14 protein-coding genes and 1 tRNA gene are annotated in these 24,405 nt (G+C 67.9%); 1 reads left to right on the plus strand and 14 read right to left on the minus strand.

The genetic code is table 11. The features are described 5' to 3' along the window. From AC07VM_RS10735 to AC07VM_RS10775, 9 genes are all read right to left on the minus strand, one after another. A partial coding sequence (locus AC07VM_RS10735) for a DUF7507 domain-containing protein (protein ID WP_494911133.1) occupies positions 1 to 2,665 on the minus strand: 2,665 nt, incomplete at its 3' end. 224 nt (positions 2,666 to 2,889) lie between these two features. After that, a tRNA-Tyr gene (locus AC07VM_RS10740) sits at positions 2,890 to 2,974 on the minus strand. Between the two features lie 86 nt (positions 2,975 to 3,060). Then, positions 3,061 to 3,990, minus strand: coding sequence for a PfkB family carbohydrate kinase (locus tag AC07VM_RS10745; RefSeq protein ID WP_494911134.1), 930 nt, complete (start codon positions 3,988 to 3,990; stop codon positions 3,061 to 3,063). A 274-nt stretch (positions 3,991 to 4,264) separates the two neighbouring features. Beyond that, positions 4,265 to 8,140: a DNA-directed RNA polymerase subunit beta' gene (gene rpoC / locus AC07VM_RS10750; RefSeq protein ID WP_494911136.1), complete on the minus strand. Its 3,876-nt coding sequence runs from the start codon at positions 8,138 to 8,140 to the stop codon at positions 4,265 to 4,267. 79 nt (positions 8,141 to 8,219) lie between these two features. Next, positions 8,220 to 11,723, minus strand: a complete 3,504-nt coding sequence (gene rpoB / locus AC07VM_RS10755) for a DNA-directed RNA polymerase subunit beta (protein WP_267417460.1) — start codon at positions 11,721 to 11,723, stop codon at positions 8,220 to 8,222. Positions 11,724 to 12,021: 298 nt separating this feature from the next. Continuing rightward, positions 12,022 to 13,761, minus strand: coding sequence for an ABC transporter ATP-binding protein (locus tag AC07VM_RS10760; RefSeq protein ID WP_267417459.1), 1,740 nt, complete (start codon positions 13,759 to 13,761; stop codon positions 12,022 to 12,024). Next, a complete protein-coding gene (locus tag AC07VM_RS10765) occupies positions 13,758 to 14,723 on the minus strand; it encodes an ABC transporter permease (protein ID WP_494911139.1) in 966 nt (321 codons plus the stop codon). Before AC07VM_RS10765 ends, AC07VM_RS10760 begins: the two co-directional genes overlap by 4 nt. Positions 14,724 to 14,757: 34 nt before the next feature. Further along, on the minus strand, positions 14,758 to 15,762 hold the full coding sequence (locus AC07VM_RS10770; protein ID WP_267417456.1) for an ABC transporter permease: 1,005 nt from the start codon (positions 15,760 to 15,762) through the stop codon (positions 14,758 to 14,760). 143 nt (positions 15,763 to 15,905) lie between these two features. Further along, on the minus strand, positions 15,906 to 17,579 hold the full coding sequence (locus AC07VM_RS10775; RefSeq protein ID WP_267417455.1) for an ABC transporter substrate-binding protein: 1,674 nt from the start codon (positions 17,577 to 17,579) through the stop codon (positions 15,906 to 15,908). 164 nt (positions 17,580 to 17,743) lie between these two features. Between AC07VM_RS10775 and AC07VM_RS10780 the strand changes: the two genes are divergently transcribed. Beyond that, positions 17,744 to 18,664, plus strand: coding sequence for a sugar kinase (locus AC07VM_RS10780; protein WP_494911141.1), 921 nt, complete (start codon positions 17,744 to 17,746; stop codon positions 18,662 to 18,664). Positions 18,665 to 18,798: 134 nt separating this feature from the next. Here the strand turns inward: AC07VM_RS10780 and AC07VM_RS10785 are convergent, their stop codons facing one another. Genes AC07VM_RS10785 through AC07VM_RS10805 form a run of 5 tightly spaced genes read right to left on the minus strand, consistent with a single transcriptional unit; the run spans position 18,799 to position 24,281 of the window. Beyond that, a complete protein-coding gene (locus tag AC07VM_RS10785) occupies positions 18,799 to 19,665 on the minus strand; it encodes a MurR/RpiR family transcriptional regulator (protein ID WP_267417453.1) in 867 nt (288 codons plus the stop codon). Between the two features lie 28 nt (positions 19,666 to 19,693). Further along, complete coding sequence (locus AC07VM_RS10790) at positions 19,694 to 21,178, minus strand: glycoside hydrolase family 3 N-terminal domain-containing protein (protein ID WP_494911143.1); 1,485 nt, start codon at positions 21,176 to 21,178, stop codon at positions 19,694 to 19,696. Beyond that, on the minus strand, positions 21,175 to 22,008 hold the full coding sequence (locus tag AC07VM_RS10795) for a carbohydrate ABC transporter permease (RefSeq protein WP_017828171.1): 834 nt from the start codon (positions 22,006 to 22,008) through the stop codon (positions 21,175 to 21,177). Before AC07VM_RS10795 ends, AC07VM_RS10790 begins: the two co-directional genes overlap by 4 nt. Further along, positions 22,005 to 22,979, minus strand: coding sequence for a carbohydrate ABC transporter permease (locus tag AC07VM_RS10800; protein ID WP_494911144.1), 975 nt, complete (start codon positions 22,977 to 22,979; stop codon positions 22,005 to 22,007). Before AC07VM_RS10800 ends, AC07VM_RS10795 begins: the two co-directional genes overlap by 4 nt. Before the next feature lie 15 nt (positions 22,980 to 22,994). Next, positions 22,995 to 24,281, minus strand: a complete 1,287-nt coding sequence (locus tag AC07VM_RS10805) for a sugar ABC transporter substrate-binding protein (protein ID WP_267417450.1) — start codon at positions 24,279 to 24,281, stop codon at positions 22,995 to 22,997. Positions 24,282 to 24,405 lie beyond the last annotated feature (124 nt).

Genomic DNA, 24,405 nt, shown 5'->3' on the forward strand with positions numbered 1-24,405 from the left:
GTGTGGAGTCAGCAGGGAGTTCGACGGTCGACGGCGGGGACACCGGCGGCTCGAGGTCGCCCGGAGGCGTGCCGGTCGCCGTGGCGGTGTTCGTCACACCACCGGCATCCAGATCCGCCTGCGTCACGACATACGTCGCCTCGCACGTCACCGACGCACCCGGAGCGAGCGAGGCCGCACCGTCCGGACAGTCGATGACCGGAGCCGTGCCCGTGCCCGTGAAGTCGGACTCCGCGACCTCCACGTCGGTGAGGGTCACGTTGCCGGTGTTGGTCGCCAGGAACGAGTAGGTGACCGTCTGTCCGGCAGCCGTGAGCTCGGTCACGTCGGCGGTCTTCGCGACGGTGATCGCCGGGGCCGGGATCACCGGGATCTCGACGGTGGACGGCGGGGCGACGGGCGGCTCGCCGGTGGGCGGTGTGCCGGTCGCGGTCGCCGTGTTCGTGAGAGCGGCCGTCGTGTAATCGGCGGCGGTGACGGTGTAGTCCGCCGTGCACGTCACCTGCTCGCCGGGTGCGAGCGACGCCGCTCCGGTCGGGCAGTCGACGACGAGAGGGCCGGAGCCGCTGAAGTCGGCGTCGTCGACGGTGACGTCGGTGAGGGTGACGTTGCCGGTGTTGGTGACCAGGAACGAGTACGCGATCGCCTGACCGGCAGCGGTGATCTCCGTCGTGCCGGCCGTCTTCTCGATCGTGATGGCCGGAGCGGACTCGGCGGGGACGGTCACCGTCGACGGCGGCGAGACCGGAGGGGTGAGCGAACCCGGGGGTACGCCGGTCGCCGTGGCCGTGTTCGTCACCGACCCGCTGTCGATATCCGCCTGCGTGAGCGTGTATGTGGCCGTACAGGTCGCCTGGCCGCCCGGTGCCAGGGGCGTCGTCGGGCATACCGCGGCGCTGATCGTGCCCGAGCCGTCGAACGCGGTCTCCGCGATGGCGAGGCCCGTCACGGTCACGTTTCCGGTGTTCGTGACGACGAAGGAGTAGTCGATGACCTGGCCGACGGTGAAGTCATCCGGACCGGAGGGGGTCGCGGACTTGACCACGGTGAGGGACGTCGCCCGCGTGGTGGTGACGACCGCCGTCCCGGGCGAGCTCTGCACCGGCGTGTTCGCCGCCGAGGTCCCCGTCGCGATCGCGGTGTTCGTGATCGATCCGGCGTCGAAGTCGGCTTGAGACGTCGTGTAGGTCGCCGAACAGGTCGTACTCTGTCCGACGTCGAGAGCCGTCGCCAGACACGTGATGGGACCCACGGCGCCGGTGCCGGTGAACGCGGTCTCGGTGATCCCGATGTTCGAGACGGCGACGTTGCCGGTGTTGGCGATCGCGAACGTGTAGGTGACGTCCTGCCCCGCCGCGGTCACCGTGGTCGGTGTGACGGTCTTCACCAGGGACAGTGCCGTTTGTGCGGCGGTGATGGTGAGGGCGTAGTCCTCCACCTCTCCCGGCGCGATCACGCCGGTCGGCGTCGACGTCGTCAGTCCCGTCCCGCTGGCGATGCGGAACCGGGCGAATGTCTGGCCGGCGACGGTGCGCGCGGTCAGCCCTGTCCAGTTCAGCGTCACCGACGCGCCGTCCGCGGTTCCGGCCGGCACCGCGACGGATGCTCCCTCATTCGCGTCGAAGACCCCGTTGCGGTTGAAGTCGATCCAGCCCACGAGGGTCGCCGGAACACCCGCGACCTTGTTCGAGGTGAGCACGGACACCGAGTAGGTGCCGGTGACACCGGCCATGATCGGCCCGAAGGATGCCACGCCGTTCTCGTCGTCGATGAACTGGTTCGGCGCTGTGCCGCCGACCTGGTCGTCGCCGGTCGCGGCGGCGCTGTACTGCATGGCCGTCTCGGGATCGGCCGACCACCCCAGATACGTGGCGCCGTTGAGCTCGTGAGAGGCCGAACCGTAGGTGGCCGGTGCATCGCCGAAGTCGTCCGGGATCGTCGCACAGGACGGAGTGAACCCGTCGAAGCCCTCGCCGCCGCCCTGCGCGCGGTAGCCGCGGACGAGGATGTCGCTGGTGCCGGTCGTGCCCCCGGGGCCGCACTGCGCGGTCGGGGTCTGCAGTCCGCCGGTGGTGTTGAAGTTCTGGCCGATCGTCAGCACGGTCGGCGTCGCGGCGAGGTTGACCCGCAACGCCCCGGTCGCGTCGAACGTCATCGGCCGGCACGTGATCTGCACCGAGGACGGCCACCGGAACCCGCCGTCGCCCACGAACGTCGTGCCGGTGATCCGATGCACGAAGGTGTTCGCGGGGCAGACTCCGGTCTGCACGTTTCCTCGACTCTCATCCCAGACCGGACCGGTGATCCACGTCGGGTTGACCGTCCCGCTGATCACCCCGGCGTTGCTCACCGCGAGGGTGGCGCACTGGATGCTGACGCGCACGAGGATCGAGTTCGCACTGGTCGGCGCGACGTTCTGACGGTTCTCGGTCTGCACCCCGGTGAGCACCGAGTTCGAGGGGCACTCCGTCGGCCCGACGAGATCCTTGTTCGATCCGATGGTCGCGCCCGCCGTCGAGGGTGCCAGGTAGACCGCAGCCGCGTCGCCCGGCGCGGCGACCGCGGGGCCGGCGGGGACGACGATGGTCGCGAGGACCAGCGTCAGCAGGGCCGTGATCGCCCAGGGCTTGCGCTGACCGGAGCTGCGCCTCAGGCGAGACAGCAACGTGCGACGTGTGCGAACGTGGCGGGTCGGGCGACCGGAAAAAGGCGCGCGGGACGGGAGCTGCATGAGCATACCCTTCGGTAATGCCCCGGGCTAACCCGCCATCAACCTGAGACTTCGCTCACAGTATACGATGAATCGCCTGTTCAACAGTCCCACTCGCGCCGTACGGATCCGGTCGCATCGCGGAGACGAAAACGCCCCCGACAACGGGGGCGTTTCACTGGTGGCGAGTGAGGGATTCGAACCCCCGAATGCAGAGCAGTCTGATTTACAGTCAGATCCCTTTGGCCGCTTGGGTAACTCGCCAGAGCGCACCCGTCCGACTTGAACAGCCAACCGGGGGCACGAGAAATCATCATACCCGCCAGAGCCGGGCGGGTGAAATCGAGTGCTCAGCTCCCGTGGATTCCTCGCGCAGCATCGGCGAGCGACTCCGGTGTGCGCAGCAGGCCACCCTCTGCGCGGCACGTCGCGGCCGCGATGTCCATGGCCCGCCGCAGGAGCGCCGTCCACTCTCCGCGGCTCGTGGGTGCGCCCGCCACGAGACCGGCGGCGACCGCTGCGAGAGTCGCGTCTCCTGCTCCGACCGTGTCGACGATCCGGCCGGGAAGCTCCGCGATCGGCGCCGCCACGACCCCGGCATCCGTCTCGAGGACCGCGCCGTCCGCTCCCGCCGTCGCCACGACGGCCAGAGCACCACGCGCCCGCAGACGCGCACGCAGCCCGTCGAGGTCACCGTCGTACAGCACGGCTGCGTCGTCCGCGCCCACCTTCACGAGCTGGGCGCCTTCCACGAGACGCTCGAACCCCCGCACGAACTCGGCACGATCGTGGAGCATCCCCGTCCGCGGGTTCGGGTCGATCGCCACCGCGGCTCCGGCCAGCGCGTCCACGAGCGCCTCGACCTCGGCCGGCACATCGAAGGGGAAGCAGCTGATCACGGTGAGATCCGCGCGCTCGATGGCCGCTCGCGCGTCCGCCGTGTAACGGATGCTGCGCCGCTGGGCAGCCTCGTTGAAGACGTACTCGGGCTCACCGTTCGCCGCGCGCCGCACGACCGCCCGCGATGACCCGTGGGGCGCGTCGCTGGCGATGAGCGCGACTCCGTGGTCGGCGAGGTACTCGCGGATGTGGTCGCCCGCCTCGTCGTCGCCCACCATCGCGAGGAGGGTCGTCGTGACGCCGAGCCGGGTGAGGCCGACCGCCACGTTGAGGGCGGCGCCTCCGACCAGCTCCCGCACGCCCGACCCATCGCGGATCTCGTCGATCAGGGCGTCACCGATCACGACGACGGATGCTGCGGGAGAGGTCTCGTTGCTCACCCGCCGACCTTATCGCGCCCCTCCCCTCCCTCTCCCTCCCCCATTCCGCCGAGTGCACGGCTTCGCGCCGAGCGCACGGCTTCGCCACGCGAACAGGCGGTGCACCCGGCAGCATCCCGTGCACTGGGCAGCATCCCGTGCACTCGGCAGCATCCCGTGCACTCGGCAGCATCCCGTGCACTCGGCAGCATCCCGCGCACGCGGCGCGGCGGGAGCAGAGCACGAAGAAGGCCCCGGGGCGAACCCCGGGGCCTTCTCACTCACTCACTCGGTATCAGTTGTAGGTACCGGGGGTGATGTCGTCCGTCGAGAACGCGTCGAAGTCGACGTAGCCGAAGTCGCCGTCCGCGTACGCGCCGTCGGATGCGAAGATCCGGTTCGGGTAGCGCTCGCTCTTGGCTTCCTCGGTGGCCTCGACCGTGACGTCGCGGTACTTCGAGAGACCGGTTCCGGCGGGGATGAGCTTACCGATGATGACGTTCTCCTTGAGACCGACCAGCGGGTCGCGCTTGCCCTGCATCGCAGCCTCGGTGAGCACGCGGGTCGTCTCCTGGAAGGAGGCGGCCGACAGCCACGACTCGGTCGCGAGCGACGCCTTCGTGATACCCATCAGCTCCGGACGGCCGGACGCGGGGCGCTTGCCCTCGGCCACAGCCTCGCGGTTGATCGACTGGTAGCGCTTGAGGTCGACCATCTCACCCGGGAGCAGGGTCGTGTCGGCGTGATCGACGACGGTGACCTTGCGGAGCATCTGACGGACGATGACCTCGATGTGCTTGTCGTGGATCGGCACACCCTGCGAGCGGTACACGCCCTGGACGCCGCCGACGAGGTAACGCTGCACCTCGCGAGCACCCATGACACGCATGATCTCCTTGGGGTCCAGCGTGCCCACCAGGATCGGCTGACCGACCGTGACGTGCTGGCCGTCCTCGACGAGAAGCGTCGCACGCTTCAGCACCGGGTAGATGACCGGCTCCTCACCGCTGTCAGGCGTGAGGATGACCTTCTTGCCCTTGTCGGTCTCGTCGATCGCGATGCGGCCATCGGCCTCGGCGATCGGCGACGCGCCCTTGGGGGTACGCGCCTCGAAGAGCTCCTGCACGCGGGGCAGACCCTGCGTGATGTCATCCGCCGATGCCGAACCACCCGTGTGGAAGGTACGCATCGTCAGCTGGGTACCGGGCTCACCGATCGACTGGGCCGCGATGATGCCGACGGCCTCGCCGATGTCGACGGTCTTGCCGGTCGCGAGCGAACGGCCGTAGCACTGCGCGCAGACACCGACGGCGGAGTCGCAGGTGAGGACCGAGCGCACCTTGATGCTCTCGACGCCCGCGGCGACCAGCTTGTCGATCAGCACATCGCCCACGTCGTCACCGGCAGCGGCGAGGACCTCGCCCTTGCTGTCGACGACCTCGGAGGCCAGCGTACGAGCGAACACCGAGTTCTCGACGTTCGCGTCGCGCACCAGCTCGCCCTGCGAGTTCGGAGCGGCGATCGGGAGCTCGAGGCCCTTCGACGTGCCGCAGTCCTCTTCGCGGATGATGACGTCCTGCGAGACATCCACCAGACGACGGGTCAGGTAGCCCGAGTCGGCGGTACGCAGAGCGGTGTCGGCGAGACCCTTACGGGTACCGTGCGTCGCGATGAAGTACTCCGCAACCGACAGACCCTCGCGGTACGAGGAGATGATCGGACGCGGGATGATCTCACCCTTGGGGTTGTTCACCAGACCACGCATACCGGCGATGTTCCGGATCTGCAGCCAGTTACCACGAGCACCCGAGGACACCATGCGGTTGATGGTGTTGTCCTCCGGGAAGTGCGCCTTCATGGCGGCCTGCACCTCGTCGGTGGCCTCGGTCCAGATCTTGATGAGCTCCTGGCGACGCTCGGAGTCGGTCGTCAGACCCTTCTCGTACTGCGACTGGACCTTCGCGGCCTGCTTCTCGTAGCCGGCGACGATCTCCGCCTTGTTCGGCGGCGTCAGGATGTCGCTCAGGGCGACCGTCACACCGGAGCGCGTGGCCCAGTAGAAACCGGCATCCTTGATGCGGTCCAGCGAAGCGGCCGTCTCGACCTTGGGGTACTCCTCGGCCAGCTTGTTGACGATCTGCGACAGCTTGTTCTTGTCAGCCTGCTCGCGGACGAACGGGTAGCCCTTCGGCAGCGTGTCGTTGAAGATCGCCTGACCCAGCGAGGCGTCCACGAGACCGTGGCCCTCGTAGCCCTCGGGAGCTTCGCCCTCGAGGAACGTCAGACCGGGGATGCGGATGCGGATCTTCGCCTGCAGGTCGAGGGTGCCCTCGTCCTTGGCCAGGATCGCCTCGCCCACCGAACCAAACGCACGGCCCTCACCGGCAGCCCCCGCCTTGACCGTGGTCAGGTGGTGGAGACCGATGATCATGTCCTGCGAAGGCAGGGTGACCGGACGACCGTCAGACGGCTTCAGGATGTTGTTCGACGCGAGCATCAGCACGCGGGCCTCGGCCTGAGCCTCGACCGACAGCGGCAGGTGCACAGCCATCTGGTCACCGTCGAAGTCGGCGTTGAACGCCGCGCAGACGAGCGGGTGCAGCTGGATGGCCTTGCCCTCGACGAGCTGCGGCTCGAACGCCTGGATGCCGAGGCGGTGCAGCGTGGGCGCGCGGTTCAGCAGAACCGGACGCTCACGGATGATCTCCTCGAGCACGTCCCAGACCTCGGGACGGGTGCGCTCGACGGCACGCTTGGCGGCCTTGATGTTCTGCGAGTGACCGAGGTCGATCAGGCGCTTGATGACGAACGGCTTGAAGAGCTCCAGAGCCATCTGCTTGGGCAGACCGCACTGGTGCAGCTTCAGCTGCGGGCCGACGATGATGACCGAACGGCCGGAGTAGTCGACGCGCTTGCCGAGCAGGTTCTGGCGGAAACGACCCTGCTTACCCTTCAGCATGTCGCTGAGGGACTTCAGGGCGCGGTTGCCGGTACCGGTGACCGGGCGACCACGGCGACCGTTGTCGAACAGTGCGTCGACGGCCTCCTGCAGCATGCGCTTCTCGTTGTTGACGATGATCTCGGGGGCACCGAGGTCGATCAGACGACGAAGACGGTTGTTGCGGTTGATCACGCGGCGGTACAGGTCGTTCAGGTCGGAGGTCGCGAAGCGGCCACCGTCGAGCTGCACCATCGGGCGGAGCTCCGGCGGGATCACCGGGACGACGTCGAGGACCATCGCGGCCGGGCTCATGCCGGTCTCGAGGAACGAGCTGACGACCTTGAGGCGCTTGATCGCACGGATCTTGCGCTGGCCCTTGCCCTCGGAGATCTGCAGACGCAGGTTCTCCGCCTCGGCGACGAGGTCGAACGCCGCGAGGCGACGCTGGATCGACTCGGCGCCCATGTAGGCCTCGAAGTACTGGCCGAAGCGGTCCTGCAGCTCGTGGAAGACGTCGTCCTCCGGGCGCAGTGCACCGACCTCGAGCGTGCGGAAGTCCTCCCACACGCGCTCCAGCTTCAGGATCGCCTCGTCGGCACCCTTGCGGATGAGCGACATCTCCTTCTCGGCGGCGTCCTTGACCTTCTTCTTGGCGTCGGCCTTGGCACCCTCGGCCTCGAGAGCGGCGAGCTCCTCCTCCAGCTTGGCCAGGCGCTCCGCGATCTTGGCATCGCGGCGGTCGCCGAGCGTCTTCAGCTCGAGACGGATGTTGTTCTCCTGCGTGCCCAGGTCGCGGTGACGAGCATCCTCGTCGACCGAGATGACCATGTAGGCGGCGAAGTAGATGACCTTCTCGAGGTCCTTCGGCGCCATGTCGAGCAGGTAGCCGAGACGCGAGGGAACACCCTTGAAGTACCAGATGTGGGTGACGGGAGCGGCGAGCTCGATGTGACCCATGCGCTCACGACGGACGGAGCTCTTGGTGACCTCCACGCCGCAGCGCTCGCAGACGATGCCCTTGAAGCGGACACGCTTGTACTTGCCGCAGGCGCACTCCCAGTCGCGGGACGGGCCGAAGATCTGCTCTCCGAAGAGACCATCCTTCTCCGGCTTCAGGGTGCGGTAGTTGATGGTTTCGGGCTTCTTGACCTCGCCGTAGGACCACGCGCGGATGTGGTCTGCGGTCGCCAGGCCGATGCGAAGCTCATCGAAAGTTGTGGACTCGAGCACTAGTTCTCCTGTGTCGGAAATTCTTTTTGAGAAGTCTGCTTCGGTGGGCCCGGGACGCGTGTCCCGGGCCCCCGAAGGGTTAGATCTCGTCGATCGAGGCGGCCTCGAAGCGGCTGGAGATGTTGATACCGAGCTCTTCCGCGGCGCGGAACGCCTCGTCGTCGGTGTCGCGGAGGTTGACCAGCGTGCCGTCGGCCGAGAGGACCTCGACGTTCAGGCAGAGCGACTGCATCTCCTTCATGAGCACCTTGAACGACTCGGGGATGCCGGGCTCCTGGATGTTCTCGCCCTTGACGATCGCCTCGTACACCTTGACGCGGCCGAGGATGTCGTCGGACTTGATCGTGAGGAGCTCCTGGAGCGCGTATGCGGCGCCGTAGGCCTCGAGGGCCCACACCTCCATCTCACCGAAGCGCTGTCCACCGAACTGCGCCTTACCACCGAGCGGCTGCTGGGTGATCATCGAGTACGGACCCGTGGAACGTGCGTGGATCTTGTCGTCGACCAGGTGGTGCAGCTTCAGGATGTACATGTAGCCGACCGAGATCGGCGCCGGGAACGGCTCGCCGGAGCGGCCGTCGAACATCTGGGCCTTTCCGCTGGAGTCGATCAGACGCACGCCGTCGCGGGTCGGGGTGGTCACGTCGAGGAGACCGGCGATCTCCTCCTCGCTCGCACCGTCGAACACCGGGGTGGCGACCTTCGTACCGGGAGCCGCCTCGAAGGCCTGCTCCGGCAGACGGGACGCCCACTCCGGGGTGCCCTCGACCTTCCAGCCCTGCTTCGCGATCCACCCGAGGTGGGTCTCGAGGACCTGACCGAAGTTCATTCGACCGGGGATGCCGAGCGGGTTCAGCACGATGTCGACCGGGGTGCCGTCCGCCATGAACGGCATGTCCTCGATCGGGAGGATCTTCGCGATGACACCCTTGTTGCCGTGACGGCCGGCGAGCTTGTCACCCTCGGTGATCTTGCGCTTCTGGGCGATGTAGACCACGACGCGGCGGTTGACGCCCGAGCCGAGCTCGTCGTCGCCGTCCTCGGCGTTGAACTCCTTGACGGCGATGATCGTGCCCTGCTCACCGTGGGGCACCTTCAGCGAGGTGTCACGGACTTCGCGGCTCTTCTCGTTGAAGATCGCGCGGAGCAGACGCTCCTCGGCCGACAGCTCGGTCTCGCCCTTCGGCGTGACCTTGCCGACGAGGATGTCGCCGGGGCGGACCTCGGCACCGATGCGGATGATGCCGCGCTCGTCGAGGTCCTTCAGCAGCTCCGGGCTGACGTTGGGGAGGTCACGGGTGATCTCCTCCTTGCCGAGCTTGGTGTCGCGGGCATCGACCTCGTACTCCTCGATGTGGATCGAGGAGAGGGTGTCGTCCTTCACCAGGTCCTGGCTCAGGATGATCGCGTCCTCGAAGTTGTAGCCCTCCCACGTCATGAACGCGACGAGGAGGTTCTTTCCGAGGGCCAGCTCGCCGTTCTCGGTGGCGGGGCCATCAGCGATGACCTCTCCGACCTCGACGCGCTCACCGGCGTTGACGACGACCTTCTGGTTGTACGACGTGCCCTGGTTGGAGCGGTCGAACTTGCGCAGGTGGTACTCCTGCGTCCCACCCTCGTCGAGCATGACGACGACGCGGTCCGCGGAGACCTCGGAGACGACACCGGCCTTGTCGGCGGTGAGCACGTCACCGGCGTCGATGGCCGTGTAGCCCTCCATACCGGTTCCGACGAGCGGCGAGTCGCTACGCAGCAGCGGCACAGCCTGACGCTGCATGTTGGCACCCATGAGGGCGCGCTGTGCGTCGTCGTGCTCGAGGAAGGGCACGAGCGAGGTCGCGACCGACACCATCTGGCGCGGCGAGACGTCGATGTAGCCGATGTCCTCCGGGAGGAACATGTCGACCTCGCCGCTGCCGCCCTTGGGGCGGGCCAGGACGTGGCTCTCGATGAAGCGACCCTTGGCATCGAGCGGGGCGTTGGCCTGCGCGATGTTGAAGTCGACCTCTTCGGAAGCCGTGAGGTAGTCGATCTGCTCGGTCACGACACCGTCGACGACCTTGCGGTACGGGGTCTCGATGAATCCGAACGAGTTGATGCGCGCGAAGGTCGCGAGAGCACCGATCAGACCGATGTTCGGGCCTTCCGGGGTCTCGATCGGGCACATGCGGCCGTAGTGCGAGGGGTGGACGTCACGGACCTCGACGCCGGCGCGGTCACGCGAGAGACCGCCGGGGCCGAGCGCGGACAGACGACGCTTGTTCGTCAGACCCGCGAGCGGGTTGTTCTGGTCCATGAACTGCGACAGCTGCGACGTTCCGAAGAACTCCTTGATCGCGGCGACGACGGGGCGCACGTTGATCAGGGTCTGCGGCGTGATCGCCTCGATGTCCTGCGTGGTCATGCGCTCGCGGACGACGCGCTCCATGCGGGAGAGACCGGTGCGGACCTGGTTCTGGATGAGCTCGCCGACCGCGCGGATGCGACGGTTGCCGAAGTTGTCGATGTCGTCGGTCGCGAGACGGATCTCGGCCTTCTTGCCACCGCGGATGCCCGTGAAGGTCTCCTCGGTGCCGGCGTGCAGACGCACCAGGTACTTGATCGTGGCCACGATGTCCTCGACGGTCAGGACCGACGAGTTCAGCGGCTGGTCCAGGCCCAGCTTGTGGTTGATCTTGTAACGACCGACCTTGGCCAGGTCGTAGCGCTTCGGGTTGAAGTAGAAGTTGTCCAGGAGCGCGCGGGCGGCCTCGGCGGCGACCTGCTCGCCCGGACGGAGCTTGCGGTAGATGTCGCGGAGCGCATCTTCCTTCGTGACGATCGTGTCCTTCGCGAGCGTCTCCTCGATCGAGGTGTAGCCGGCGAACTCGGCGAGGATCTCCTCGCTGGTCATGCCCAGCGCCTTGAGGAAGACCGTGACCGACTGCTTGCGCTTGCGGTCGACGCGCACGCCGACCTGGTCGCGCTTGTCGATCTCGAACTCGAGCCATGCACCACGGCTCGGGATGACGCGAGCCGACACGATGTCCTTGTCGGACGTCTTGTCGGGGGTCTTGTCGAAGTAGACACCCGGCGAGCGCACGAGCTGCGAGACGACGACGCGCTCGGAGCCGTTGATGATGAACGTGCCCTTGTCGGTCTGGAGCGGGAAGTCGCCCATGAAGACCGTCTGGGTCTTGATCTCACCCGTGAGGTGGTTCATGAACTCGGCCTCGACGTACAGCGGAGCGGCGTAGGTCTTGCCACGCTCCTTGCACTCCTCGATCGAGTACTTCTCCGGCTCGAGGTAGGGGTTCGTGAACGACAGCTGCATCGTCTCGCCGAGGTCCTCGATCGGAGAGATCTCCTCGAAGATCTCGCCCAGACCGCTGTTCTCGTTGACGTCGGTGCGACCCTGCTTCTTGGCCTCGGCCACGCGCGCCTTCCAGGCGTCGTTGCCGACCAGCCAACCGAAGGACTCGGTCTGCAGGGCGAGAAGGTCAGGGACCGTCAGCGTGTCGGAGATCTTGGCGAACGAAAGACGGGAAGCTCCGCGTCCGTTCTTGGTGGTGGTGGATGTGGATGCGTTGCGAGCAGCAGCCAAGGGAATAACCTCCGTGAGCCCCGCAGGGCTTCTCGATTCCTTTGTCGTCAGGTGGAGTGTGCGCCCGGGAACTCAACAGATGCCGACCACCATATGAGGGCAGGGAGAAACGAGCGCAACTACTAACTATACGCACGATTGTGCGACATGGCAAGCGCAGTCCTTGACCAATCTGGGAAGCTGCGGTATGAGCGCCCATCCGGGCGCGCCGAGGCTCACCTCCCGCGTCGAGACCCACCCCGCAGCTGTCTGCGCGGGTGGGTCTCGACGGCGGGAGGGGTCTCGACGAGCGGTGCTCTCAGGAGGCGATGTTGAGCTCGTTGCCCGGGATCGAGGCCAGCAGTCGCCGTGTGTACGGGTCGCGCGGGTTGGTGAAGATCTCCTCCGAGGTCGCCGCCTCCACGAGCCGGCCGTCCTTCATGACGCACACGTAGTCGCTGATCAGCCGCACCACCGCGAGGTCGTGCGAGATGAACAGGTAGCTCAGGCCGTACTCCCGCTGCAGGTCGCCGAGCAGCCTGAGGATCTGGTCCTGCACCAGCACGTCCAGCGCCGACACCGGCTCGTCGCACACGATCAGGTCCGGCGAGAGCGCGAGGGCACGGGCGATGGCGACGCGCTGCCGCTGTCCACCCGACAGCTCGGAGGGGTACCGCCGCAGCATCGACTGCGGCAGGGCCACGTCGTCGAGCAGCTGCCGCACCCGCCGGCGCCGGTCGGCACCGCTCCCCCGCTTGTAGAAGTCCAGGGGCTCGCCGATCAGCCGCTCGATCGTGAACATCGGGTTCAGGCTCGAGTACGGGTCCTGGAAGATGGGCTGCACCTGCTGCCGGAAGTCGCGCGTCTCCGCCCGGGAGAGTGTCGCGATGTCCTTCCCCCCGTAGCGGATCAGCCCGCTCGTCGGCTCGATCACCTTGAGCAGCATCCGCGCGGTCGTGGTCTTGCCGGAGCCGGACTCCCCCACGATCGCGACGGTCTCTCCCCGCGGGATCACCAGCGACACGTCGTCGACGGCGACGAAGTCTTCACCCCGTCCCCGCACCGGATAGACCTTGGTGAGGTTCTCGATCTCGACGATGTAGTCGGGCTTCGCGTCTTCCGCCTCCGCACCGCGCCCGACGGTCGAGGGGCGCTCCTCGGTCGACGGACGCTCCTCGGTCGTCGCGTCGGCGGAGGGAGACGAGACGGCCTCCGCCGTGCGGAACGCCTCGGGCCGCAGGCGAGCCGCGGCGACCGAGGGCGCCGCCTTCACGAGCGACTGCGTATACGGATGCTGCGGATCTTCCAGGATCTGTCGCGCATCGCCCTGCTCCACCACCTTGCCGCGATGCATCACGATCACCCGCTCCGCGCGCTCGGCGGCGAGACCGAGGTCGTGTGTGATGAGCAGCACCGCGGTACCGAGCTCGCGCGTCATCTGCCCGATCTGGTCGAGGATGGTCTGCTGCACCGTGACGTCGAGCGCACTCGTGGGCTCATCGGCGATCAGCAGCCGCGGATTGCACGCCAGACCGATCGCGATGAGCGCGCGCTGACGCATGCCGCCGGAGAACTCGTGCGGATACTGCTTGGCCCGACGCTCCGGATCGGGCAGCCCGGCCGCGGTCAGCGCCTCGACCACCTTCGACTGCACGTTCTGCCGAGTGGCCAGACCGTGCGCGAGCAACGTCTCCGCGACCTGCGTGCCGATCTTCGCGACCGGGTTCAGGTTCGACATCGGGTCCTGCGGCACGAGGCCGATGTCGCGACCGCGGATCGACCGCAGCTCGTGCTCGGGCGCGTGGGCGATGTCCTTCCCGTCGAGCAGGATGCTGCCGGCGGCGATCCTGCCACCCCCGGCGAGCAGCCCGATGATGGCCATCGCCGTCGTGGACTTGCCGGACCCCGACTCGCCCACGATCGCCACGGTCTCGCCGGGACGGATCTCGAGGTCGACGCCCTCGACGGCGTGCACCACCCCGTCCATGGTGGCGAAATCCACGGCCAGCCCCTGGACCGACAGCAGCGGCTCCATCTGATTCTCCTTCGCAGCGCTCATCGCGCCCTCGTCCGTGGGTCCATGGCTTCGCGCAGCGCCTCACCCAGCAGGGTGAAGCCGAGCGCGGTGACGGCGATGCAGATGCCGGGGAGGAACGCGAGCCACGGGGCGATCGCGAGTTCCGCCTGCGCATAGGTGAGCATGCGCCCCCACTCCGCTGTCTCCGGGCGTCCGCCGCCGAGACCGAGGAACGACAGCGCCGCGGCATCGATGACGGCGGTCGCGAGCGTCAGGGTCCCCTGGACGATCACGGGACCGATGGCGTTCGGCAGCACGTGCGACATCGTGATCTTGCCGCGGCCGAGGCCGAGCGTCTGCGCCGACAGCACGTAGTCGCTCGATCGCTGCTGCAGCATCGACGCCCGGAGCAGGCGCGCGAAGATCGGCACCTGGGACGCCCCGATCGCGATCATCACCGCGAACGGCGTCTGCCCGAGGATCGCGGCGATCGACACCGCGAGCAGCAGGTTCGGCACCGAGAGGATGATGTCGACGATGCGCATGATGAGCGTGTCGACCCACCCGCCGAAGGTTCCGGCGAGCAGCCCGAGGATCATTCCTCCGACCAGGCCCATCGCGGTCGAGATCACACCGATCAGGAGCGATGCCTGGGCACCCCAGATGAGCTTGGACAGCACGTCACCGCCGAAGCGGTCGAGTCCGAGCGGGAACTCGGGCAGCTCGCCGGGCCCGGGGATGTGCGTCGGGGTGATGTACTTCGCTCCCGGAAGCGCCGTCTCCGGATAGGGGGCGATGAGGGGCGCGAGCGCGGCGACCAGGAGGAACGCCAGCACGATGGCCGCGCCGATCCATGCCGTCGGATTGCGGCGGAGGCGGCGGAACACATCCGCCCAGAAGCCGCCGGAGCCGTTCTTCAGGTCGGCCTGGGCGATCGCGACGGTGTCGATGTTGCCGCCGCTCTCCGAGGACGGGCCCTGGGCGGGCGGGAGTGCGATGCTCATGCGACCGCCTCCTTTCGGACGATGGAGAGGGACATCACTGCACCCTCACTCTCGGGTCGATGAAGCTGTAGGAGACATCCACCGCCAGGTTGATCAGCGCGTACGCGATCGCGATGAAGATGATGAATCCCTGGAGGACCGGGAAGTCCCTGGTGAAGATCGCCCTCGCCAGGAACGAGCCGATGCCGGGGAAGGCGAACACCGTCTCGGTGAGCACCGCCCCCGAGATCAGGAGCCCGGTCTGCAGGCCGATCGTGGTGATCACCGGAAGCATCGCGTTGCGCAGGATGAACCGGTTGCGGAGCGTCGGTGCGCCGACGCCCTTGGCTCGTCCCGTGCGCACGTAGTCCGCGTTCTGCACCTCCAGGACGCTGGCCCTGGTGATGCGGACGATGATCGCGAGCGGGATGGTGCCGAGCGCGAGCGCGGGCAGGATGAGATGCAGGATCGCATCCCAGGCCGCATCGAACTCACCCGTGATGATGCCGTCCCACACGTAGAACCCGGTGGGATGGGTCGCGTCTATCCGCGGGTTCTGCCGTCCGTCCGACGGCAGCCAGCCCAGCTGCACCGCGAAGACGTACTTCAGGATGAACGCGAGGAAGAACACCGGGATGGTGATGCCGACCAGGCTCAGCACGACCGAGGCGTGGTCCGTGAACTTCCCGTGTCGACGGGCAGCCCAGTACCCGAGCGGGATGCCGACGCCGATCGCGAAGATGAGCGCCATGACGCTGAGCTCGAGCGTCGCCGGGAAGCGGCGCATGAACTCCTCGACCACGGGCCGGTTCGTCTGGATCGAGGTGCCGAAGTCGCCCTGGAGGAGACGTCCGATCCAGATGAAGTACTGCTCGATGAGGGGCTTGTCGAACCCGTAGAGCTCGTTGACCCTGGCGACGGCCTCTGGTGTGGCCTTCTCGCCGAGAAGGGCGACCGCGGGGCCGCCGGGGAGGGCCCTGACCCAGGCGAACAGCAGGATGCTGAGCCCGAACAGGGTGGGGATGAGGAACAGCAGTCGCCTGCCGATGGTGCGCAGCACGAAGATCTCCTACCTGATTCCGGTCACCCCGCACGGTCGCCGAGCACGAGCGGAGCGAGGGGACGAGACGCGGAATCCTTCCGGAGACCGCGTCTCGTCTCGCTCTGCTCGCTCGACGACCGAGCGAGGATGGCTGGTGGCCGTTACTTGGTGAGGACGATGTCCGTGAAGACCTCGTCGTTCACCGGGCTGGCCGGGTAGCTCTTCACGCGCGGGTCGAACGCCAGGGTCGGCGCCGGGTGCGCGAGCGGGACGCCGGGGATGAACTCGGCGACCATCTCGTTGATGTCCTCGTACAGCGGCGTCTGCTCCTCGAGGTTGGAGACGCCACGCGCCTCCGTCAGCTTCTTGAACAGCTCGGGGTTGTCGAAGCCCCACTCCGAGCTCTTCTGCCCGAAGAAGACGCCGACGAAGTTGTCGGTGTCGTTGTAGTCACCGGTCCATCCGAGCAGGTGGATGCCGTGGTCCGAGGTGCCGGTGGTGCGGTCGAGGTACTCGACCCACTCCTCCGAGACCGGGGTGGTCTCGACGCCGACCTCGGCGAGCTGCGACGACAGCACCGTGAAGATCTGCTCGGGGTCCGGCATGTACGGACGCGAGACGTTGACCGGGTAGTTGAAGGTGAGCTTCAGCGGGTTCGCCTCGTCGTAACCGGCCTCGGCCAGCAGCGACTTCGCCTTCTCGGGGTCGTAGTCGTAGGTCGTGACGTCGGGGTTGTAGCCGTTGACGCTGTCCGGGACGAACTGGGTCGCCTTCTCGGTGCCCTCCGGGAGCACCTGGCTGATCAGGGCGTCCTTGTCGACCGCGTAGGACAGAGCCTCGCGGACCTTCGGGTCCTGCAGCTCCGGCACCGCCTGGTTGAACGCCAGGTAGAGGATCGTGAACGGCGGACGCGACACCATCGTGAAGCCGTCGTCGTCAAGAGCCTTGGTGTCGGCGGGGCCGACGAGGTCGTAGCCGTCGATGGAGCCCGACTCGAGCGCCTGGCGACGGGCGGTCGGGTCGTCGATGGTCCGGAAGATGATCTCGTCGATCTGGCCCTTGTCACCCCAGTAGCCGTCGTACGACTTGAGCGTGACCTGCTCGCCCGGAGCCCACTCGTCGAACTGGTACGGGCCGGTGCCGACCGGGTGCCCCATCGCGTACTCGGAGAGCACCGGCGCCTCTGCGGAGCCGCTGACGTCATCCGCGCCGAATTCCTTCAGGGCGGACGGGCTCTGCATCGAGAACGACGGGAGCGAGAGCGAGGCGACGAAGCCGGCGAACGGCTTGTTCAGCGCGATCGTGACCGAGTTGTCGCCGTCGGGGGTGCAGGACTTGTACACGGCGTCGGCCGGGTTGGACGCGTACCCCTTGAAGAGCTTGTTGTAGTAGTAGCCGAACGCCTCGGAAGCGGCGAGGCCCGTCCAGTTGAACCAGCGGTCGAAGTTGACGCAGACGGCCTCGGCGTTGAACGGCGTCCCGTCCTGGAACGTCACGCCCTCCTTGAGCGCGAAGGTGTACGACATGCCGTCCTCCGACGGCTCCCACGACTCGGCGAGGAGCGGGGCGGGGTCGGCCGTGCCGGGCTTCGTGCCGACCAGACCCTCGAAGATCTGGCGCGAGACACGGAAGCTCTCGCCGTCCTGCGCGAAGGCGGGGTCGAGGCTCGCCGGGTCGGAGGACGCGGCGAACACGAACGTGCCGTCGACATCGCCCGAGCCTTCCGAGCCTTCGTCGCCTCGCTCGCTCGCGACGCATCCCGCCAGGGCGAGAGCGGCGATCGTGGCTCCGGTGACGGCGATGAGTCCTCGCCGACGCGTGACTGATTGGTGCATTGTGTGACCTTCCCTGTCGGGCGCTTCGTTGCGCGTCCCGAGGCCTCTTCGCCTCGGGGACGGTGATGCTTCGACGGTACCCAGCGAATCCTCAGATGCCAAACGATTCACGTTGCGATCCGGTATACAAATGCGACGGTCGACGATCCGGTAGTGTCCAGATCGTGCCCGACTCCACCCCGCTCGCCGTCTGCTTCGGTGAGGGCATGGTCGCCCTCGTCGCCGCCTCCACAGGACCGCTCGAGCAGTCCCGGACGTTCGACAGATCACTGGCCGGAGCAGAGTGGAACACGGCCATCGCCCTGGCGTCCGCCGGCATCCGCACCGCCGTCGTGTCGCGGGTGGGCGACGACGGATTCGGCCGCTTCCTGACGGCGGAGCTGCGCGCACACGGCGTCGACGATTCCGCGGTCGAGGTCGACGATGACGCCCCGACCGGGCTCTACGTGAAAGAGCTCTCCGCGCGCCCGGACGGCGCGGTCGACGGGACGATGCACTACTACCGCGCAGGCTCCGCAGCCGCTCGCCTTTCGCCGCAGACGCTGTCCGCGGCGCCGGCATCCGCCCTCCTCGCCGAGGCCGCGCTGGTGCACACGTCCGGGATCACCCCGGCGCTGTCTCCGTCGGCGCTCGCCGCGCAGGATGCACTGTTCTCGGCGGCCCGGCCCGACCGGCTGCTGAGCTTGGACCTCAACTGGCGTCCCGCGCTCTGGCGCGGTCGCGAGGACGAGGGTCGAGCCGTCGTCACCGACTTCGCGCGCCGCGCCGACATCGTGTTCTGCACCCGTCCCGACGCCGAGGCGGTGTTCGGGACGAGCGATCCGCAGGAACTGCGCGCGCTGTTCCCCCAGCCGAGGTACCTGCTCGTCACCGACCCGGCCGGCGCCGTCGCCTTCGACGGAGCGGAGAAGGCCGAGAGCGACGCGCTGGATGCGCCCGTCGTGGAGACCATCGGCGCCGGAGACGCGTTCGCGGCGGGGTTCCTCGCGGGCGTCCTCACCGGGCTGTCCTTGACGGGCAGCCTCGCCCGCGGTCACCGCATCGCGACCCGGGCGCTCCTCAGCACCCGCGACCACGTCGACTGATCGCCCCGGTCGTCGAGCGAGCGAAGCGAGACGAAACGTCCCTTCATGCCTCCCGCGCCCGCGCCTCCGCCCTCGTGCGAGCCGGTGGGTGCGAGAGGGCTCGTCGCGGTGGACCTCGCCGGCGACCGGGGCGGTCAGGAGTGGCGGCGCGGGGGAACGGCGTCGTGGGTCAGCTGCAGCGAGACGGTGACCAGCTCGCCGCGGTGCTGCACGACCCGCACGAAGAGCACGTCGACGAGGGCGAGCTGGGCGATCCGACTCGACATCGCCGCCATCCGGAACGGTGACTCGCGCGCCTGGGTCAGCAGCACGATGTCCGCCGCGAGGGCCAGGGACGACTCGGCGACGCTCGTCACGGCGACCGCCAGCGCCCCGGCGTCCCGTGCGACCTCGAGCGCCCGCAGCGTCTCCGTGGTCTCCCCACCATGGGAGAAGGCGATCGCGACATCGCCCGTCGTCCGCAGCGAAGCCGTCGTCATCGCGAGGTGGGGATCCGGCGAGTGCGACACCGAGCAGCCGATGCGCGAGAGCTTCAGCAGCAGGTCCTGCGCGGTCAGCGACGACGCGGCCTGGCCAAAGAGGTCGATGTGGCGCGCGTCGACCAGGGCCAGGGCGACCCGGTCGAGAGCGTCCGCATCCAGCGCGAGAGCGGTCTTCTCGATCGCATCGATCTCCTGCGCCGCGAGCTTGGCGGCGATCGCCGTGGGTCCGTCGTCCGGATCGATCGCGGTGGTGTCCAGCCCGAACCGGGCCTGCTGCGCCTGCGCGAGCGTGATCGCCCGTGCCACCGACACCCGCAGCTCCCGGTAGCCGCTGTACCCCAGCGACTGCGAGAAGCGCGCCACGGTCGACAGCGAGGTCCGGCACAGCTGCGCGAGATCGTTGATCGCCAGGTCGACGACGAGCGTCGGGTCGCCGAGCATCGTCTCCGCGACCCGCGCCTCGGCAGCGCTGAGCTTCGGGAGCGACCTGCGCACCCGAGCCAGAACGTCATCGTCCATGGAAGGATCCTGTCTCAGCCGGCGCTGTTCATCCTCTGCTGCGGAGGAGGACCTCGCGCGCCATCTGCGCACCGAGCCTACTGGCTGCCGCGACCTCGACCGTCGGCAGGGGCAGCGCACCCCGGGCGGGAAGCCCGACGTTGACCACGACCGCAGCCGAATCACGCGCGGCGGCCCGCTCCACGAGGGCCCGCTGTGCGGCATCCGTATCGGGCCGGTCGATCAGGAGCACCGTGGTGCCCGGGGCCGCGACGACCTCGTCGAGCACACGATCCTGCTCCGACTCCGGGGTGGAGGCGACGTCGAGGCGCACGCGCAGACCGTCGCCTGCGAGGGCGTTCGCGACATAGGAACCTGCGCTGTCGACGGCGAGCGTCGAGCGGCGCCGCGCATCGATCACGGCGAGCTCGGAGGCGACTTCCGGGGCTTCGCCGGAGACCGTCACCACGCGGCGCACGATCTCAGCGGCGTCGAGCTCGGCCACGGGCTCGTGCTCGCTCTCGGCCGCCACGCGCAGCTTCGTCGCGAGTGCGGCGACGCGAGCGGCCGCCTCCTCGACCCGCTCCCGAGACAGCGAGCCGTCACGCAGCGCGGCGACGATCCCGTCCCGTGCGGCGCGGAAGTCCCGCTCGTCCTGGTCGGGCAGCGCGGCATCACCCGGGTTGGTCGGGTTCCCGATGCAGAGGAGGTCGGCGCCGGCCGCGAGTGCCAGCGCTGCTCCCCCGCCGAGTCCGACTGTCTCGCGGATGGCGGCCATGTCGAGCGCATCCGTGATGATGACCCCGTCGTAGCCCCAGTCACGCAGCATGCCGAGCACGCGCGGGTTGAGCGTGGCGGGCTGCTCGCCCCACGCCGGGACGACGATGTGCGCCGTCATGACGGCATCCACACCGGCATCCACTGCGGCCCGGAACGGCTCGAGGTGCACCCGCTCGACCTCCTCGAGATCGAGGGTGATCTCCGGGAGCGAGTGATGCGAGTCCATGTGCGTGTCGCCGTGGCCCGGGAAGTGCTTCACGCAGGCGGCCACCGCAGCATCCTGGATGCCGTCGATCGTCGCGACGACGTGCCGCGAGACGAGCGCCTCGTCGTCACCGAAGGCCCGCACGCCGATGACCGGGTTGCGGGGGTCGGTGTTGACGTCGGCGACCGGACCGAGCACCACGTTGGCGCCGACCGCGCGCACCCGTCGGGCGAGCTCCGCGCCGGTCTTCTCGGACGCGACGAGGTCGTCGAGCAGACCGAGCTGGGCCGCGCCCGGCACGGTCGACCCGGTGGCGGACTCGAGGCGGGTGACGCTGCCGCCCTCCTCGTCGATCCCGATCAGGGCGTCGGGGTTCGCGTCCAGGATCGCGGCGCTGAGGGCGGGAAGCCCCTCGCCGACGTTCTGCCCGAAGTACACGACTCCGGCCAGCCCGTCACGCAGTTCATCGCGCAGCCACTCGGGCGCTTCGGTGCCGAAGAAGCCCGGCCACAGCACGCCGTTCGCGAGGCGCTCGAGGTCGTCGGTCATCCCTTCACCGCTCCCGCGACCATGCCGGAGGCGAGCTTGCGCTGCACCAGCACGAAGAAGATCATGACCGGGACGGTGATGATGGTCGACGCGGCCATGATGCTGCCCCAGTCGTTGGAGTGCAGACCGAAGAACGACTTCAGGCCGATGGAGACCGTGTACTGGTCGGTCTGGGCGCCGAGGATCGTCATCGCGAAGATGAACTCGTTCCACGCCGTGATGAAGCTGAAGATGCTGGTCGCGACGAGGCCCGGCATGACGAGCGGCAGCAGGACCGAGCGGAACATGCGCCACCAGCTCGCACCGTCGATGTACGCGGCCTCCTCGAGCTCGACCGGGACGGCCGCGACGAAACCGCGCAGCATCCAGATGCCGAAGGCGAGCGACAGGGCGACGTAGACGACCATCAGGCCGAGGATGCTGTTCAGCAGGCCCAGGCTCTTGACCTGGAGGAACAGCGGGATGACCAGCGCCTCGAGCGGCACCATCTGCACGATCAGGATCATCATCAGGATCGTGGTGCGGAACTTGAACTTGAACCGCGCCACGGCGACCGCGGCGAGGAGGCACACGAGTGCGCTCACGAGGACCGTGACGAGTGCCACGATCGCCGAGTTGCGCAGGTAGGTGCCGAAGCCGCCGTCGGTGAGGACGAAGGCGAAGTTGTCCCAGGTGAACTCCTGCGGGAGCAGCGACTGCCCACCGCTGGAGGCCTTGCCGTCGAACGCGCTGGAGACCATCCAGTAGACGGGGAACAGCGTGAAGATCAGGACCGCGGCGACCGCGATTCCGATTCCGATGCGGGAGCGGAGCCTCGGGCGCGGGTTCACAGCTCGTCCTCCTTCATGAGGGAGCGGATGTAGACGATCGTGATGCCGATCAGCACGAGCGTGAGCAGCACGGCGAGGGCCGCACCGAAGCCGTACCGGTTCTGACCGAAGGACTCGACGTAGGACCAGACACCGAGGTTCAGCACCTGGCGGTTGCCGCCGCCACCGCCCGGCATCAGGTACACCTGGGCGAAGACCTTGAAGTCCCAGATCGTCGAGAGGATGATCACGACCGAGAAGACGGGCTTGAGCGTCGGGAAGATGATCTTCCAGAAACGACGCCAGGCGCCGGCGCCGTCGAGAGCCGCGGCCTCGAGCATCTCCTTGGAGACGCCGAGCAGACCGGCGAGCACCGTGATCGCCACGAACGGGAAGCCATGGTGGACGACGTTGAGGAGCACGATGGCGTAGAACGACCACTGGTTCGTGAACCAGTTGACGGACGCGTCCATCAGACCCAGGTCCTTGAGGACCGCGTTGAAGATGCCGCGATCGGCATCGAAGATGAAGGTCCAGACGTACGTGCCGGTCACGGCGGGCATCGCCCACGCGACCATGATGCAGCTGGAGACGATGACACGCCACGTGGTGCCGAGCCGCGCGAGCAGCAGGGCGACGAGCGTGCCGACCGCCACGGTCACGAAGACCGCCACGGCGGCGAACCCGACCGTGTTGGGCAGCACCACCGTCCAGAGAGTCGGGTTGGTGAGCGCCTCGACGTAGTTGTCGAGACCGATCCAGTTGTTCTCACCGGTGTTGATCTCGCGCAGGCCGTAGTCCTGCAGCGAGTAGATGAACACCTGGATGAGGGGCCAGAGCATGAGCACCGCGAGGATGGCCAGCCCGGGCGCGAGAAGGAGCCAGGGGCGGGTCGCGACGACCGAGAGACCGCGTCGCTTCCGGCCGCCGGCCACGGAGGCGGAGGTGGACTCCGCCTTCGTGGCCGGCAGTGGCGCTTGCACCATCGACATGGAAGGGATGCTTCCTTACTGGTTGAGCAGATCGGTCATCTCGGCAGCGGCGTCCTTCGTCGCGGTCGCGACGTCCTTCTGCCCGCTGAGGATGGCCTGGATCATGGAGTTGGTCGTCTTCTTCGCCTGCACGGCGCCGAAGTTCGGGGTGACCGGGACGGATGCTCCGCCGTCGACCATCTGCTCGGCGAACGGTGCGACGAGCGGGTCGGTCGAGGCGAGGGCCTCTTCCATCGCGGACTGGACGCCCGGGAAGTAGCCGGTCTCGTCCGACCACTGCTCGGCGAACTCGCCGGTCGTGACGAGCTTCACGAACTCCCACGCCAGGTCGGCGTTCTTCGTCGTGTTGAAGATCGAGAGGTGCGATCCGCCGAGCACCGACGGGGCGATGCCGCCGTCCTTGCCGGGGATGACCGCGGCACCGATCTTGCCCTCGAGGTCGGGGTTCGCCTCGATGAGCGAGTTCGGCGTCCAGGAGCCCGAGAGCATCATCGCGACGTTGCCCTGCGTGAACGCGTCACGAAGGTCGGTCTCCTTCCAGGTGGTGGCACCTGCGGAGGAGAAGCCGTGCTCGGTGGCCAGGCCCGTGTAGAACTCGATGCCCGCCTGCGACTCGGCGCTGTCGAGCTCGCTGGTCCAGGTGTCGCCGTCCTTCGTGGCGATCTCTCCACCGGCGCCCCAGACCCAGGGGTAGACCTGGAACTCGGCGTCACCGGGGACCGGGAAGGGGAGCATGTCGGGCTTGGCGGCCTTGATGGCGTCGCCCGCGGCGACGATGTCGTCCCACGTCTTCGGAGCGTCGAGACCGAGCTCCTTGAACACGTCGGCGCGGTAGACCAGCGAACGGACGCCGGCGTACCACGGCATGCCGTAGAGCTCGTCGTCGTAGGTGCCGGCGACCTCGAGGCCCTCGACCAGGTCGTCGCGCAGACCCTTCTCACCGTCGACGTACTCGTCGATCGGGAGGAGCGCGCCGGCGTCGGCGAACTCGGCGGTCCAGGTGGTGCCGGTCTCGGCGATGTCGGGGGTCGTGCCACCGGCGATGGACGTCACGAAGCGGTCGTGGGCGTCGGCCCACTGGATCTCCTCGATCTTGACCGTCGCGCCGGTCTCCTTCTCGAAGGCGTCGGACACCTTGTCATAGAAGGCGCTGGCGTCAGGGTTGGTTCCCTTCATGATCCAGACGGTGAGCTCCTTGCCCTCTCCGTCGGTGGAGCTGTTGTCGCTGCCGCCGGCGCAGCCGGCGAGGGCGAGCGTGGCCACGGCGCCGAGCGCCACGGCCGGAAGAATGCGCTTGTGCATGAAGGGATCTCCTCTTTGAAAAAGTCCAGGCGAGCATCGGGTACTCACCGGGGGTTAGGAAAAAGTATCCACGACTAACTAATTACCTGCAAGTTCCTCCCACAATCGTCATGCGGCCGTAACA

Source organism: Microbacterium sp. GW821-FHT01D02, from assembly GCF_059422585.1.